At 69.7% G+C, this 15,094-nt stretch carries 12 protein-coding genes; 4 read left to right on the top strand and 8 right to left on the bottom strand.

Annotation, left to right across the window (positions count from 1 at the left end):
* Positions 1–417: 417 nt before the first annotated feature.
* Positions 418–2,172: a DEDD exonuclease domain-containing protein gene (locus QSK05_RS30370; RefSeq protein WP_285600816.1), complete on the bottom strand. Its 1,755-nt coding sequence runs from the start codon at positions 2,170–2,172 to the stop codon at positions 418–420.
* Positions 2,173–2,433: 261 nt separating this feature from the next.
* On the opposite strand from QSK05_RS30370, the gene QSK05_RS30375 reads away from it, so the two are divergent.
* Both QSK05_RS30375 and QSK05_RS30380 read left to right on the top strand, forming a co-directional pair.
* The gene (locus QSK05_RS30375) at positions 2,434–2,781 is read left to right on the top strand and encodes a hypothetical protein (protein ID WP_285600817.1); all 348 of its coding nucleotides are present in this window, start codon (positions 2,434–2,436) and stop codon (positions 2,779–2,781) included.
* 349 nt (positions 2,782–3,130) lie between these two features.
* Positions 3,131–4,345 carry a C40 family peptidase gene (locus QSK05_RS30380; RefSeq protein ID WP_285600818.1) on the top strand — a complete coding sequence of 405 codons (1,215 nt, stop codon included), beginning with the start codon at positions 3,131–3,133 and terminating at the stop codon, positions 4,343–4,345.
* Positions 4,346–4,408: 63 nt separating this feature from the next.
* On the opposite strand, the gene QSK05_RS30385 is transcribed toward QSK05_RS30380, so the two are convergent.
* Complete coding sequence (locus QSK05_RS30385; protein ID WP_285600819.1) at positions 4,409–5,179, bottom strand: metallophosphoesterase family protein; 771 nt, start codon at positions 5,177–5,179, stop codon at positions 4,409–4,411.
* A 132-nt stretch (positions 5,180–5,311) separates the two neighbouring features.
* On the opposite strand from QSK05_RS30385, the gene QSK05_RS30390 reads away from it, so the two are divergent.
* Both QSK05_RS30390 and QSK05_RS30395 read left to right on the top strand, forming a co-directional pair.
* Entirely contained in the window at positions 5,312–6,238 is a 927-nt protein-coding gene (locus QSK05_RS30390) for a hypothetical protein (protein WP_285600820.1), read from the top strand.
* Between the two features lie 323 nt (positions 6,239–6,561).
* On the top strand, positions 6,562–7,707 hold the full coding sequence (locus QSK05_RS30395; RefSeq protein WP_285600821.1) for a glycosyltransferase family 4 protein: 1,146 nt from the start codon (positions 6,562–6,564) through the stop codon (positions 7,705–7,707).
* A gap of 95 nt (positions 7,708–7,802) precedes the next feature.
* On the opposite strand, the gene QSK05_RS30400 is transcribed toward QSK05_RS30395, so the two are convergent.
* The 6 genes from QSK05_RS30400 to QSK05_RS30425 all read right to left on the bottom strand — a co-directional run bounded on the left by QSK05_RS30400 (position 7,803) and on the right by QSK05_RS30425 (position 15,090).
* On the bottom strand, positions 7,803–9,326 hold the full coding sequence (locus tag QSK05_RS30400; RefSeq protein ID WP_285600822.1) for a glycosyltransferase family 87 protein: 1,524 nt from the start codon (positions 9,324–9,326) through the stop codon (positions 7,803–7,805).
* 147 nt (positions 9,327–9,473) lie between these two features.
* Positions 9,474–9,692: a Flp family type IVb pilin gene (locus QSK05_RS30405; RefSeq protein ID WP_285600823.1), complete on the bottom strand. Its 219-nt coding sequence runs from the start codon at positions 9,690–9,692 to the stop codon at positions 9,474–9,476.
* A 349-nt stretch (positions 9,693–10,041) separates the two neighbouring features.
* The gene (locus QSK05_RS30410) at positions 10,042–10,275 is read right to left on the bottom strand and encodes a Flp family type IVb pilin (protein WP_285600824.1); all 234 of its coding nucleotides are present in this window, start codon (positions 10,273–10,275) and stop codon (positions 10,042–10,044) included.
* A 224-nt stretch (positions 10,276–10,499) separates the two neighbouring features.
* Entirely contained in the window at positions 10,500–11,156 is a 657-nt protein-coding gene (locus QSK05_RS30415) for a response regulator transcription factor (protein WP_285600825.1), read from the bottom strand.
* Positions 11,153–12,925, bottom strand: coding sequence for a sensor histidine kinase (locus QSK05_RS30420; protein WP_285600826.1), 1,773 nt, complete (start codon positions 12,923–12,925; stop codon positions 11,153–11,155). The genes QSK05_RS30415 and QSK05_RS30420 overlap by 4 nt, the downstream gene beginning before the upstream one ends.
* A gap of 314 nt (positions 12,926–13,239) precedes the next feature.
* Entirely contained in the window at positions 13,240–15,090 is a 1,851-nt protein-coding gene (locus tag QSK05_RS30425; protein WP_285600827.1) for a hypothetical protein, read from the bottom strand.
* Positions 15,091–15,094: the final 4 nt, after the last annotated feature.

Consider the following 15,094-nt stretch of genomic DNA (forward strand, 5'->3'; position numbering starts at 1 on the left):
AGGGCCGGCACCGATCCAACCCGGATCGGTGCCGGCCCTCGGGTTTTGGGCGGGCGATCCTCATGGTGGACGCCTACCGGCTCCCCTCCCGCTCTGGTTCAGGGATCGTGTGCACTTATTGCAGGTGGAGCGCAACGAATGCACACGATGAGGTAGCTGCTCCGTCCACCTCTTCCTTCGTGATCATGCAAACTTTCCCGGGCAGGGGCTGCCTGCCTGGGGGTGGGGTCTGGGTGCGTGGTCGTGCGATCTCACAGCACCGACGTGCAGCACCGGGGACCCGAACGATCCTTGAGCCGTGATCGGGGAATTTCCGTGCGGTGATGGCGCACGGAAATTCCCCGATCCCGGATGTGGGCCTGGTCGGGAACGGGGTCAGGGTTCGGGGCACCGAACTGGGCGGTGCATCTGGGGCTTCTACTTCAGGACGATCGTCCGGTGGACTTCCGGGGGCAGGCTGTGCCGGGCGTGAGCGGCACCGCGGACGGGCCAGGCCCAGGTGCCCTCGAGCTCGACCAGGCGGGTGCCGGGTTGCTCGAGCCAGTTGAGCACGATCTCGGTCTCTTCCGGATGGGCGGAGGGGTAGGGCACATCGCGGGGTGTGACGACCTCACCGGTGAGGCTCAGGGCGTCGACGTACGGCATCGGGTCGGCGCCGGGAGGGGAGACGCTGGTGCCGGCCAGGCGGCCGTGACGGACGAGGGCGAATTCCCAGCCGCCGCTGTCCCTCCGGCGGGCGCCGACGAGGTGGGGGACGGCCGCGATCGGCGCCAGACGCTGGGCGCGGGCCGCGCCCTTCAGGTAGGAGAGCAGCCGGTCGCGGTGCTCCGCGGCCTCCTCGTAGCGCTGCAGCTCGGAGAGTGACGTAGCGCGGCGCAGAGAGGCCTCCACCACCGGCGCGGCGTCGGAGAGCATGGCCTCGCGCACCTGAGTGACGATCTCGGAGTAGCCGATGATGTCGATGCCGCCGACGCAGGGAGCTCCGCAACGGCCCATTTCGGCCAGGATGCAGGCGCTCGCGTTCTTCGACGGGCGTTTGGGCAACCGGGGCGTGCAGCGACGCAGGGGATAGGCCTCGTACAGGGCCGCCACAGCCTGCTCAGCCTGCTCCTGCGACGAGAACGGCCCGGTGTAGGTGCCACCGTCGGCCTGGACGTCACGCACCACCGAGAGCCTCGGGTAGGCCTCGGCCGTGAGCTTCAGCCAGGGCTTGCGTTCGGGCTTCTTGGACCGGCGGTTGTAGGGCGGTGCGTGCTCGGCGATCAGCCGGATCTCCCGCACCCGGGCCTCGAGTGTGGTGGCGCACGGCACGGGGGTGACCCGGGCAGCCCGGGCCACCATCTCGCGCATGCGGCTGCGGTGCTCGGACGCGGTGAAGTAATTTCGCACCCGGGTGCGGATGTTCACCGAGGTGCCGATGTAAAGCACCTGGTCCTTCTCGTCGCGGAACATGTACACGCCCGGGCCGGACGGTAGACCGTCAGCGAGATGCCGCTTACGGCGCGTGCTCTCGGGCACCTTCGCGGAGAAGCCGCGCAGTTCGCCGAGCGTGGTGACACCGAGCGTGCCGATCCGGCCGAGCAGGGCGTGCAGCACGTGCACCGTGGCCCGGGCATCCTGCAGGGCGCGGTGATCGGGCTCGATGGGGGAGCCGAAGAGCGCGGCCAGAGTGTGCAGTTTGCGGTTGGGCGCCTCGTCGCGGCTGACGATGTGCCGGGCCAGCTTCACCGTGTCGATCACCGTGGGCGCTGGCCATTCGTGCCCCAGACGGTCGCACGCAGCCTTCACGAAACCCACGTCGTACGGTGCGTTGTGGGCCACCAGGACGCTGCCGGCGCAGAACTCCAGGAACGAGGGCAGCACGGCGCCCAGCGAGGGCGCGCCTGCGACCATCGAGTCGGTGATGCCGGTCAGGAGCGAGATGAAGGCGGGGATGGGGCTCTCGGGCCGGACCAGGGTCTGGAACTCGCCCAGCACCTCGCCGCCGCGGATCTTCACCGCGCCGATCTCGGTGATGCCACCGTCGGCCGGGGCGCCGCCGGTCGTCTCCAGGTCGAACACCACGAAGGTGACCTCGGACAGGATCTGGGGATCGGCCTCGCTCGCGCCGGACACCACGAGTTCTTCCGGCCAGAGCGCCTCCTGGGTGGGGGCCTCGGGTGTGGTGCTCATGAAGAGGACGGTATGCCCGACCACCGACAGTCTTGCGGCGGGCATCCCCTTCCAGGGCTTCCAGGGCTTCTAGGGCTTCTAGGGCTTCTAGGGCTTCTAGGGCTTCTAGGGCTTCCAGGGTCGCCAGGGGCCCCCGGGCGTTCTCCGGCCGGTTGCCGGGCCAAGACTGTCGGTGGTCGCCCTTAGCGTTCCTGTCATCGGCACCCAGCCGGTCGGGCCACCGCAGTTGCACGGGCCCGTGAGCATTTTCGGAGGGGCTCCATGCTGATCGACTGTGACGCCTGCGCCGTCCGTGGCCCGGCCTGCCGTGACTGTGTCGTCTCCGTCCTGCTGGGGGCGCCCGCGGCGCCGGTCCGGCACGTGAGTCACCTGTCTGTCCGCGGTGGTCCCGCACCCGCCACCGGTATCGATCTGGACGGCCAGGAGCAGGCGGCGATCGCTGCCCTGGCCGGCTCGGGGCTGGTGCCACCGCTGCGCCTGGTGGCCCGCCCCGTCGATCCCGATGAGGCGGGTGTTCTGAGCTGGGACCACGACCCCGGCGATTCCGGCTACCCCGAACGCCACCGCGGTCACTATGGGTCAGGTAATGATCACCGAGCGGCGGGCTGAGTCATACCGGGTGTCACTGGACCTAAAACGGACGAAAGGGTTCAAGGCTAGATTTACGGAACGTTAAGAATTCCTGTGAGATGTTAAGGATGATGCCGCTGGGTGTCGCTCTACCAGCAGAGATGACGCTCTGCGCTCTTATCGAGGCTATGTGCTGGCTTTGGTAGGCGTGTCCGCGCCCGCTATGTTTCCTCCGTTCACAGACCGTTGTCGAGGTCATGAGAGTTTTGTGCTCTGCACCTGCGGCACGGCTCAGTCCCCGCCGCGACGAGACAACGTCGCGCGGGCGCCAGAACGGAGATCTCGCGCCTTGCGATCGGACGGTCCGAAACTTGGGCAGCCTGCGGAAATGCGGTCTGCGGCCCACAACTCCGAGACGCGTGACAACGTGCGCGACTCCGGGACCGACACTCTCACCGAGATCGGACCCGAGCGCAGCAACCGTTCCGCGAACAGCCTCGGATCCACGGGCGGTACGGCCCCCCGCGGTATCTCCTTCTTCCGCCGCCGTAACCCCGCAAATCTGCTGCGCCTGACGGGCTGGCGTCGTTTCGCCGGTCTGCTGGTTCCCCTGGCGCTGGCCGGCTCAGCCGTTCTGGCCTCGCCGACCGCTTCGGCGGCGCCGAACCCGAGCGTCAGCAGCGTCAAGAAGAAGGTCGAGAAGCTCCGTTCGGAGGCAGACACCGCCGCCGAGGACTACGTCGAGACCCGCGAGAAGCTGAAGTCGACCAAGATCAAGCTGAAGGCCGCGAAGAAGAACGTCGGCAAGCAGGAAGATCGGGTCACGGCACTCAAGAAGCAGGTCGGGTTGCTGGCCGCCGAGAGCTACAAGCGCGGTGAGCTCTCCACGCTCAGCCTGCTGCTCTCCGACGACCCCGAGGCGCTGCTCGCCCAGTCCGGCTACCTGCCCTCGCTGGCCGAGCGTCAGAGCGGCGCCCTGAACAACCTCGCCGACGCGCAGACGGCGCTCCTGGACACGCAGAAGTCCATGGAGAAGCAGGTCAAGACCATCCAGGCCTCCCAGGTCAAGATGAAGAAGTCCAAGGAGACCGCGGAGAAGAAGCTCGCCGCGGCCGAGGCCGAGCTCAGCACCCTCGAGGCGGCCGAGCGCGCGGCGGCCGACGTCGACCCCAGCGGTGGCGCATCCTCCGGTTCCGGCTCCGTGCCCACCGGTGGTGGCGGCGGTGACTGCGCCAGCGGTATCGCTGCGGCACCGTCCTCCGCGGCGAAGGCGGCCATCCAGTTCGCCTGCAACCAGCGCGGCCTGCCCTACGTCTGGGCGGCCGACGGACCGAGCTCGTACGACTGCTCGGGCCTGACCATGAAGGCTTACGCGGCCGGTGGCGTCTCGCTGCCGCACAGCTCCCGCATGCAGGCCGGATACGGCACCTCGATCAGCAACTCCGCGCTGCAGGCCGGTGACCTGGTGTTCTTCGGCTCGCCGATCAACCACGTGGGCATCTACCTGGGCAACGGCATGATGGTGCACGCACCGCAGACCGGTGACGTGGTCAAGGTGGCCACCGTCTGGACCACCCCGACCGCCGCGGTCCGCCTCGGCTGATCACAGCTCATCGCACGGCTCGAAACCACCTGAAACGGCCCTGACCTGATGGTCAGGGCCGTTTCACGGTTTGCGGGCCGTGCGGGCCATCTCGGTGAACACCGCCAGTGCCTCCGCGTCCGACGGCACTTCCAGCACGTTCTGGGCAAGGAACTCCGCCAGGCCCGGGTACCCGGACGCCTCGGCCTCGAACTGCCGCACCGCGGCCGCGACGTCGTACTCACTGCGCCTCAGTTGCACCTCGGGCCCCAGTAGTGCCCAGTGGGCGCCCGGGGCGGCGCCGTACGGCATGCCGACACTGCCCGGATTGACGAAGCGCCGCCGGTCGGCGAGCCGGTCGAACGGCATGTGGGTGTGACCGAGCACCACCATCGACTCGTCGCAGTCGGCGAACCCCTGAACGAAGGCACCCACCGGAGAGTCGACCAGCACCATCTCGGTGTCGCTGCGGGTGGTGGCGTGACAGAACCGCACCGGTCCCAGCCCGTCCACCGTCAGCACCACCGACAGTGGCAGGTTTTCGAGCAGGTCACGGTGACGTCCGGACAGCTGTGAGGCCGTGTAGGCGCACGTGGCCCACACATCGGCGGGCATCGACCCGTCCGGGGCGCCCCCGTCCATCGCGTGCAGCAGTTCGCGCTCGCAGTTGCCGTGCACCCACACCGCCCTGTCCCCGAGCTCGGCCAGCCGGTCGAGGGTCTGCGCGGGCATCGGCCCGGTCGCCATGTCCCCGTTGAGTACGAAGACGTCGACGCCCTCCCGCTCGGCATCGGCCAGCACCGCCTCCAGCGCCGGCAGATGGCCGTGGACGTCGGCCAGAACCGCGACTCTCATGGATGTCCCCCCGTAGCTCGCGTCGAGCATCGCCGGTTCCCGGAGCCCGCGGCAAGCAGATCTGCCACCGGCGAATTCCCGGTGCCGGACGCACGTCACGGTTTCCGTGGTGGTGCTGGGTAACCTGGGCGGATGCGCCGTCTCCTCCCGATCGGCGCCTACGTCCTCCTCGTCGCCCTGACCTTCGCCCTCACCGGTGGGAACGGGACCGGCACGAAGGTCCCGGCCGGTCCCCGGAGCACGAAAACGTCCACCGCCCCTCAAGCCACCGCGGACACCGGCCCGACCGCGTCCTCCGCCGGTGCGCAGGTGACCGCCGCCTCGAGCCGCTGCCGGGTGACCGGCCCGGCCACCACCCGAACTCTCGTGGACGAGCTCGCCGCGTTGTGCGTCCGTTCGGCGCGCACCGTCGACCGGGCCTGGGGCGACAAGGAGGGCGACAAGGAGGGCGACAAGGAGGGCGACGAGTGGGGCAGCATCCGTACCCGTGTTGTCGTGGCCGGTGACATCGGTGAGCTGGCCGACCTTCTCGGCCGCGACAACACCGAGGGCCTCGCCGACACCGCGGCCGTCACCGTCGGACCGGCCGATGCCCCGGCCGATGCCGTGTTCATCAACGGCCCCGCGTTCGACGGGCTGACCGAGCTCGGCCGCCAGGTCGTGCTCACCCACGAGCTGGTGCACGTGGCCGCTCGTGCCGCCGGTGACTCAGGTGCCCCGATGTGGCTGGAGGAGGGTTATGCGGACTATGTGGCCTATCGCGACACCGGGCTGTCGGCCCGGGAGATCGCCGGGGACGCGCTGGGCGCGCCGCTGCCGCCGTCTCTTCCGGCCGAGGAGGACTTCGATGCGGCGGGTGCCGGTGCGGCCGTGGCGTACGGTCGGGCCTGGGTGGCGGTATCGGTGCTCGCCGACCGGCTGGGCAGCGATACGGCGCTGAGGCGCTTGTATGAAAAGGCCGCGCACGGTGGGACGGACGAGGCTCTGCGGGTGGCGGGATTCGCTACCCGAGCTGCTCTCGTGCGGGCGGTGAGGCAACGGATGGCGCTTGGTCGATAACAGGCTATTGCGGACCTGGCGCGAGGGGAAGAGCGCCTGGTCGCCGTCAGAGCGGTGACCAGGAAAGTCGGCCTCTTCTACGGTTCGTGATCAGGCGACCTCCCAGCCGTCGGCCAGGGGGCGCCTCCACCACCCCGGGGAGTGTTCGCATGATCACGAAAGATGGGCCGGCCGGTGATCGTGAACGTTTCGTCGGTCCTGCCCGGCACTTCTTTCGGGATCAGGCGATCCCGGGCCCCACTTCCCGGCGGGTTGGGGGATTTCGGTGCTGGGTGGGAGAGTTGGGCGGCAGATGATCGTGGAACGGGCGGGGTGGTAAGGCTGTGAGCGGACGGACGCTCGTCATCACGAATGATTTCCCTCCGCGGCCCGGCGGGATCGAGTCATTCGTGCTGGCCATGGCCAAGCGCTTCCCGCCCGGTCAGGTGGTGGTGCATACGGCGCGGCGCCAGGGCGCCGAGGAGTTCGACGGGCAGCTGGATTTTCCGGTGATCCGCGACAAGTCGCCGATCATGCTGCCGACGCCGGGCATCACCCGGCGCTCGATCGCGATCGCCCGGGAGCACGGCTGTGACCGGGTCTGGTTCGGCGCCGCGGCGCCGCTGGCCCTGATGGCGCCGAAACTGCGTGAGGCCGGCATCGAGCGGATGGTCGCGACCACTCACGGGCACGAGGTGTGGTGGGCGGTCGTGCCCTTCACCCGCGGCCTGATGCGGCGGATCGGGCGGCATGTCGACGTGCTGACCTACCTCGGTGACTACACCCGCAGCCGGATCGCACCGGCCCTCGACCCGGCCTCGCGCGCCCGCTTCCGGCAGCTGACACCGGGGGTGGACGATGTTCTGTTCAATCCTGAGGTCGACGGTTCCCAGATCCGGGCCGAACTGGGGCTGGGAGACCGCCCGGTGGTGGTGTGCGTGTCCCGGATGGTCGCCCGCAAGGGGCAGGACGTGCTGGTCGAGGCGCTGCCGCTGATCCGCGAGAAGGTCCCTGACGCTGCACTGCTGCTGGTCGGCGACGGGCCGTACCGTTCCGAGGTGGAGCGTCGGGTTACCGCGGCCCGGCTGGGCGAGCACGTGTTCGTGACCGGCCGGGTGTCCTGGGAACGGATCCCGGAGTACTTCGCCGCCGGCGACGTGTTCTGCATGCCCGCCCGTACCCGCCTGGCCGGGTTCGACCTGGAGGGCCTGGGCATCTGCTACCTCGAGGCGGCCGCGACCGGTCTGCCCGTGGTGGCGGGCGACTCCGGTGGCGCGCCCGACGCGGTGCTGGAGGGCGAGAACGGCTTCGTGGTCGACGGTACCGACGCGCGGGCCGTGGCCGAGCGCTGCGCCGAGCTCCTGCTCGACCGTGACCTGGCCGCCAAGTTCGGCCGGCGCGGCCGGGAGTGGGTCGGTGAGAAATGGCGCTGGGACGACCTCGCCGTGCAGCTGCAGCGCATGCTCGCCGGCGACCGCGTGGTGGGCTGAACTCCTCTCACGTTGTTCGTGATCGGGACAGGCCCTAGAACTCGGGGACACCTTGCATGATCACGACAGGAGGGGCACGACAGGAGGAGAAGGGCTCAGGGGGTGGCGGACGCCGGCGTAGGGGCCGGGGTGGTTTCGTCGTCGGAGATCTCCGGGTCTTCCTCCTCGGTCGCGGAGACCTGCGGGTAGCGGGCCGCGGCCAGGGAGATCACGATCAGCGCGGCCACCAGCCAGTACTGGTTGTAGAAGGCCTGCTTGTTCACCAGGTTCGCCACCAGGAGCACCATTGCGGCCCAGCGCAGGACGTTCGCGAGGTCGGGCTGCTGCCGGTGCACGCGCAGGATCGCCGAGGCCAGGGTGATGAGGACGGCCGCGCCGGTCAGGTAGAACGGCGGGGTCCAGTCGATCTCGTTGATGGCCGCGATGAACACGGTGTTCGCGAAGATCAGCGGCTGGAAGTTGATCAGCATGGTCACGGTGTCGTGGATCATGTCGCCCGGCGAGGCGATGAACCAGGGCGCCATGAACACCCCGGCCAGGCCCGCGGTGCCGATCGCTCGACGCCAGCCGAACACCGGCCAGACCGCGAGCACCGGCAGCAGCACGGCCAGGTGCTGCTTGCTGGCCAGGCCCAGCGCCAGGAAGACCATCGCGAGCACCATCTGGCGGCGGCGCACGGCCAGCGCCCAGCCGGCCAGGCAGGCCATCAGCAGCGGCTCGGTCCAGGCCTGCTCGACCTGGGTGGCGGTGCCCGGTAGCACCAGCAGCAGCCCGGCGGCCGCGGGACCGACGAGGTTGCGGATCGACATGGTGGACGAGGGTTTGCCGGTGCGGCCGAGCAGCAGCACGGCCAGGGTCCCGAGCAGCGTGACAACGACCAGGGCCCAGCGCACGTCACCGGCGAGCCAGCGGCCCGGAGCCAGGAGCAGCGCGGTGAAGGGGAGATAGGTGAACGCGTCCTGTACGCCGGGGGAGTCGGTCCAGTTCTGCGCGTACATGTTCTTGCCGTCGAGGATTCCGTCGGCGGCCTGCTGCAGGGTGACCCAGACGTCGATCTTCGGGGTCGGGTCCCAGCGGATCAGCAGGGCCGCGGCCACCACGTAGACGACGGCCGTGATCCCGAGGGCGATGTGGGCCGCCAGCGGGCTGCGCCGCACCGTCGAGATCGCGACGCCCGCGGCCAGCATCAGCGCGGCCGCCGCGAAGAGCCAGCGCACCGTCCAGCCCTGGCCGGTGGTGAGGTAGGTGTACGGCCGCATGGTCACGTGGAGCCCGGCGACCACGACGAGCGTGAGGGCCAGGGCGCCGCCCGTCCACGGCAACGGTGAGGTCTGGGCCGAGTGCTGCAGTTCGCGCAGCCAGGGCCTACCCGTGAGGAGGCGGACGGGTGAGCCGGATGGCCGGCGGGTACTCCCGGCCACCACCCAGAGGCCGAGGGCCACGGCGATCACGACGTAGACGATGACAATCCACAGTCGGTAGCGAACAACACTGTGAGTAGCCACCGCCATGCCGGTCGTCAGCAGCGCGAGGGCGAGGGCGGTGGACAGCGGAGAGCTGCGGCGCAGGCCCGGCCGGGGCTGGCGGCGCGGAGGGGAATCGGCGGCGGGTGGAACCATGCGGCCAGCTTAAGGGCCGTGGAGCAGCCTCCGCGCGGCCCTCGGAAGGGACCGGGAAACCTCGACGACCCCGGTCACCGGCTCCGAAAAGCGTGTGGTGAACGGGGTCGTCGTGGACGAGGGGCCACTGTGGTCGCCGCGGAGGCCTTACGGCGTGGTCGCCTCGCCGGGATCACAGTTCGGCATCGTCTGCCGGTTCTCGATGCAGTTCGAGGTGCCCTCGAAGGTCTTGTTGAGCAGGTTGCCGAATCCGAACACCACGGCCACGATCACGGCGGCGATGGCGGCAACCATCAGGGCGTATTCGACGGCGGAGGCGCCTCGGTCGCCGGCCGAGCGCACCATCCGGCGGGTCCGGGAAATCATCCGTGCCTCCTTTGAGTCCGGCGCGGCTGCGGACCGCACCGGTGTAGCCCCCCGTCACTACCTACACACTGACACACGCCCGGCGTGACATTCAGTCATCTCCGGAATGATCGGCTGAACACCCGATCAGTAGGGGAGTGGCCTTGATCGTGGCTTAACGGCCAGCTGAATCGACCGGGGTTCAAGGAATCCCAATATCCACCCCTGTAACACCGGACCAGGAGCCGATATCCGCTGCGAATCCGCGAAAGTGCCCGGACGCAGAAGAACCCGGAAGCCTCGAAGGGCTTTCCGGGTTCTTTCTGAACTCGCCCACATCGGTCGGCGAGGAAGATCACAGGAGGATCGGCTACCCGGCCTTGGCCGGTGTGTCGCATCCGTTGTCGGTGCTGCTGCTGGACGGCGTCACGCCGCTCGCGAACGAGTTGCACGTGTCACTGAACGTCTTCTGGACGATGGTGCCGAGACCGAAGACGACCGCGACGATCACGGCGGCGATCGCCGCGACCATCAGGCCGTACTCGACGGCCGAAGCGCCGCGGTCTTGGGCGGCGGACATCACCTGACGGAGGTTGCTGAGCATGCGGATCCCTTCCTGGGTGCTCGAGGGTTGCTCGACGGGGTGAACGAGAAGGTGCTCGGGGGATGCATTCCTCCGAAGACAGGCTCAGCGTGCCAGGTGCGTCGCGGTGTGTACCCATGGTGCGAAAGGGATCATGCAAAGAGAGAGCCCCAGTCCTCGTCCGAATGGGCGAGAACTGGGGCTGGTGTTACGAAAACCCTTGTTGAAAAAGAGAACTCGTGGGACTACCGTCGCTTGGCGTCGTCCACGAGACCGAGTCGGACAGCCGCCATGACGGCCTGCGCGCGGTTTCCCGCCCCCAGTTTCTCGTAGATGTTGGCCACGTGTGTCTTGGCGGTCGACTCGCTGATGTAGAGCCGCCGGGCGATCTGGGCGATGGCCAGGCCGTCGACCAGTAGGTCGAGCACTTCCCGTTCCCGCGGAGACAGTTTCGGCCCCGCGGGGGCACTCATCCGGCGTTGCATGGCGCCGGCCAGGTCGCGCGCGGTGAAGGCCCGTGGGTTGGCCGCCGCGTGCCGGGCGGCAGCCACGACCTCTTCGGCGGGAGCGTCCTTCCCGACGAAACCCGAGGCGCCCGCGTCCAGGGCGGCGAAAACCTGCTCGTCCCCGGCATACATGGTGAGGACGACGATGCCCATTGCCGGATTGCTCGCCCGCACCTGGGTCGTCAGCGTGATCCCGTCGCCGTCCGGCAGACGCACGTCGGTCACGAGAACGTCCGGCCGGAGCCGGTCCAGAGCACTGAGCGCGTCCGCGACCGAGGCCGCCTCGCCGACGACCTCGATGTCACCTGCCCGGTCGAAGGCCCGTCGAAGGCCTTCCCGGATCAGCTGATGGTCGTCGACGAGCACAACCCGGAGGTTCGCCGTTGCGCTGGTCAATTAGTCACCTCCTGGTCGGCCCGGGCGTGTGAGGCCGTCCGGGGCCGTCTCGTTGTCTGCCGATTGGCTTGACTGGCTGAGTTACTCGCCGGATTGATGGTCGGAATACCGTGCGGGTCGGTAAGTGCTACGCGGGTCACCGCCGGACGGGCCAGGTGCCGCGGCTCGAAGGCCGCGATCTCGGTGCCGAGCCCGACCTCGACCAGGGTGCCGTTCTCCGGCCCCGGGCCGACATGCAGATTCGCGCCGATCCGGCGGGCCCGTTCGCGCATCCCCTGGATGCCGAAACTGTCGGCCCGGCCGGGTTTCAGCCCACGACCGTCGTCGATCACGGTGATGTGGGCACGAGGTGGCTCGACGGTCACGGTGAGCCAGAGGTTCGTGGCCTGGGCGTGCCGGCGGACGTTGGTGATCGCCTCCTGGACGATCCGCAGCAGTTCCACCTCCACGGTGATCGGGAGCCGCTTGGGCGACTCGTCCATGGACAGATGGATCGCGAGGTCGGACTGGGCCGCGATGCGCTGGGCGTGCTCACTCAGCGCGGCCCCCAGCCCGACCGTGTCGTTGACGCCGTGGCGCAGGTCGAAGATGCTCATGCGCAGGTCGGCCACCATCGCCTGGAGCTGCTCGCGCACGGTCATCACCTGCTGGGCCACCTGCGGGTCGGAGTTCTGCCGGATGTCGTCCAGCGCGTAGCCGACCGAGGCCAGGTCTTGGGCGATGCCGTCGTGGATCTCGCGAGCCAGGCGCATGCGCTCGTCGGAGGTGGCCAGGCGGCGCACGTCGTCGAAGAGCATGGCCGAGGCCAGGCGCGGTCCGGACTGCTCGATCACCGTGCGACAGCTGCGCAGCGAGGCCGCGTCCAGACCGGTCGCGGTGATCACCAACACCAGGGCCACCACGCGCTCACCCATCAACACCGGCACCGCGGCGAACGACCGGCCGGACGCCTCCCGCTTCACCGGCTGGGCGCTGACCCAGGCGTCTTCGATCGCCAGCTCGGCTGCTTCCGGGGCCTCGTGCCCGGAGAGCGCCACGAACCGGCCGCCGGTCGAGCGCACCAGCACCACCGCATCGGCCTGCGGCACCACCGCGCGGATGTCTTCGGCGAGCGCCGTCGCCAGCGTGCGCGGGTCCAGCCCGAGGCTGAGTTGTCTCGCCACCACGTGAAGTTCGGAGAGCAGGCGGTGGGCGTCGGCGTAGGCGGGTTCGGTGTCGGGGGCCACGTCGGCGCGCAGCCGGCGGATCCACGCCCCCACGGCCGGCACCGCGACCAGGATGAACACCCAGGCGAGCAGCGAGTTGTTGCCGTTCAGCTCGTCGATGTCGATCTCGTTGGACGTGATGATCGTGCCGCCGAAGGCCACCACGGCGGTCGCGGCCGCGGCCAGCCCGGCGACCAGGCCGGTGCTCAGCCCGGCGATGAAGAGCGGAACCGTCAGGTAGGGCAGGAAGAGCAGACCACTGGTGCCGATGCCACCGATGATCACCGATGCCGAAAGGGTTTCCGCAAGGGCCGGGATGATCGGGGGCACGGCTCTGGGCAGGGGTAGCGACGCGAGCGCCGCCACGCAGAACAGCATCAGCGCCGGGATCACTGCCTCGCGCGGGGAGACGCCCCCTCCGTCACCGAACGAACTGCCCGCCAGGATCCCGAGGGCAACCGCGGTACTGGCGAAGATCAGAATGATTCCGGCGCGGATCACGAGAGGCACGAAGATGCTCTTCACTCGGAGTTCCAGCACGGCCACGGTGACAATCTGCCACACGAGGGATACTCATGGCTTGGGATCGTCCAATACGACCGTTAGATCCCCCAAGGTTTCGGGAATGCGACGAACCGATCTGCCGGTTCGGTCCCGGTGCCGGTGGATTTGTTCTTGATCGTCTCGCGGGTCGGCCCGGGCCCCGGTTCATCCGTTCCGGCCCGGACGCACGACAGCCGGGGGAGCGACAGCCGCCGACAGGGTGACCCTCCCGGGAGGGACGAAGTGGCTCCCTCGTCCTTTCGTGATCATGCAAAGTGTCCCCGGCGTTCACGAACGCCGGGGACACTTTGCATGATCACGAACAGGGAGTGGGGTCAGCGGTCGGACTCGGGCTCCGGTTCCCGCAGCGGCGCGAGAGCCCGCGCCAGCCGACGGGTCTCGATGGCCTGGGCGAGGAGCACCGCCGACTCCCTTACGGGTGGGTAGACGGCCGACAGGTCGCGCTGGCTGAAGGGTTCGCCCTCGTCACCACGTGCCATCACGACAATGACGCGCACATCGGGCACCGGCAGCGCGAGCAGGTGCCGCCAGGCCGCCAGGGGGGCGCCCGCCAGCTGCTGCCGCACGATGTCGGTGTCGTCGATCAGCACCGCTCGTCCGGCCGAGCCGATCTCGGTGATCAGCCAGTGCGAGTCGTTCAGTTCCAGGCGGCGCTCGGCCGGGCGCAGCCCGACACCACCACTGACCCGCCAGATCGGGCCGTCCGGCACCAGCACGGCGGCCGCGTCGGCGGAAGCCCGCTCGATCACGTCGTCGGCCAGTACCTGCGAGGTGTCACTGACGCCGTACAGCTCGCCCGTGCGCTCGGCCAGCATCCGGATCAGGTCACCGGTACGCAGGCCGGGCTCGCCGTCGAGGCCCGGGCGCAGGCTCGCGGCGGCCTCGGCGTCCAGCCGGCGCTCGAGGGCGCTGACCGGGAAGCCGTAGGGATCGGTCCGCGGGCCCAGCGGGTCGGTGACCAGACCCCGCCCGGGGGTGCGCGGCGTGTTCTCGGCCGGGCCGGTGCGTCGCTGGAACTTGCGCGGCCGGTCACCCAGGCGCTGCATGCGCCGGTTGGCCGCCATGTTGCCGCTCAGGTTGATGCTGCCGGTCTCCGGCGCCGGCGCGGGACGCCAGCGGCTGGGGGCGGCCTGACCGTCCGGACCGGCCGGCGCGGCCGGGTTCTGGTCACGCTGGGGGGTGGGCCGGTGCCCGGCCGGCGGCTGCTCGGAGAACGGGCGCACCACCGGCGAGGAGTACGACAGGCCGGCGACCTGTGAGGGAGTCACCTCGATCGCCTCGGTCTGCGGGCGGGGGGTCTGCGGGCGCGATCCCATCGGCCGGTTGCGGTCGTGCTGCGGGCTGCCGAGCCGCTCGAGCGACTGGGTCTGCTGCAGGCGGCGGGCCGCGATCTGCTGACCGAGCCGCCCCGTGCTGGGTGACAGCGGGCCGGTGGCCGGTGCGTTCGGTTCGGCGGGCGGCAGGGCCGGGGTCACCTTCGCCTCGGCCGCCTTCTGCACGGCCTTGGCCGCCGCGACGTCGGCCGGGCCCGGGGCCTGGCCGGCACCGGGCGGGACGGGGGCCTTCGCACTCGCCGGAGTCTCCACCGCAGCCGGTGGGCCGGCCTTCGCGGTGGTCTTTCCGGCCTTGCCGGGCCGGGGTGCGCCATCGGTGGGCGACGCGGCCGGGGCAACCGAAACGTCCACCATTGTCGGCTTTTCGGTAGGCGCAGGGATGGCGGGGACCCGCACGGTCTCCTCGTCGTCCGGAGAGGAGGGAGGAACCGGAGCCGCCGGCCGGGAGACCGGCATCGCTCCTGTCGGCTCGACGATGAACTCGTCCGGGTCGCCGTCGAGCAGTACCCCCACCCCACGGTGCAGCGCCTGCCGGGTGATCGGCAGTGGCACCACGTGGACACCCTCGACCTGCTGCGCCTCGACCTGCTCCCACTCCGGCTGGTAGCCGGAGACCAGCATGACCGGGATGGCCTGCTCGTCCTCACGCAGAGAATTGACCGTGTTGACGGCGAGCACCGGGTCGCCCACGTCGAGCACGAGCACGTCGAACCCCTCGACCTGGGGCAGGTGCTGCTCCAGGTCGTCGGCCGAGCGCTCGTCCACCTCATGCAGATCGGTGAGCCGCATCCCGAGCGCGAGGGAACGGGAGATGATCAGCAGTCGCGCCATCCGC

It is taken from the genome of Kineosporia sp. NBRC 101731, from assembly GCF_030269305.1.
In the GTDB taxonomy this organism is placed as follows: Bacteria; Actinomycetota; Actinomycetes; order Actinomycetales; family Kineosporiaceae; genus Kineosporia.

Coding starts and splice junctions, on each gene's coding strand:
- QSK05_RS30375 (WP_285600817.1), top strand. CDS start 2,434: ATGCTGATCGACTGTGACGCCTGCGCCGTCCGTGGCCCGGCCTGCCGT.
- QSK05_RS30380 (WP_285600818.1), top strand. CDS start 3,131: ATGCGGTCTGCGGCCCACAACTCCGAGACGCGTGACAACGTGCGCGAC.
- QSK05_RS30390 (WP_285600820.1), top strand. CDS start 5,312: ATGCGCCGTCTCCTCCCGATCGGCGCCTACGTCCTCCTCGTCGCCCTG.
- QSK05_RS30400 (WP_285600822.1), bottom strand. CDS start 9,326: ATGGTTCCACCCGCCGCCGATTCCCCTCCGCGCCGCCAGCCCCGGCCG.
- QSK05_RS30385 (WP_285600819.1), bottom strand. CDS start 5,179: ATGAGAGTCGCGGTTCTGGCCGACGTCCACGGCCATCTGCCGGCGCTG.
- QSK05_RS30405 (WP_285600823.1), bottom strand. CDS start 9,692: ATGATTTCCCGGACCCGCCGGATGGTGCGCTCGGCCGGCGACCGAGGC.
- QSK05_RS30370 (WP_285600816.1), bottom strand. CDS start 2,172: ATGAGCACCACACCCGAGGCCCCCACCCAGGAGGCGCTCTGGCCGGAA.
- QSK05_RS30410 (WP_285600824.1), bottom strand. CDS start 10,275: ATGCTCAGCAACCTCCGTCAGGTGATGTCCGCCGCCCAAGACCGCGGC.
- QSK05_RS30425 (WP_285600827.1), bottom strand. CDS start 15,090: ATGGCGCGACTGCTGATCATCTCCCGTTCCCTCGCGCTCGGGATGCGG.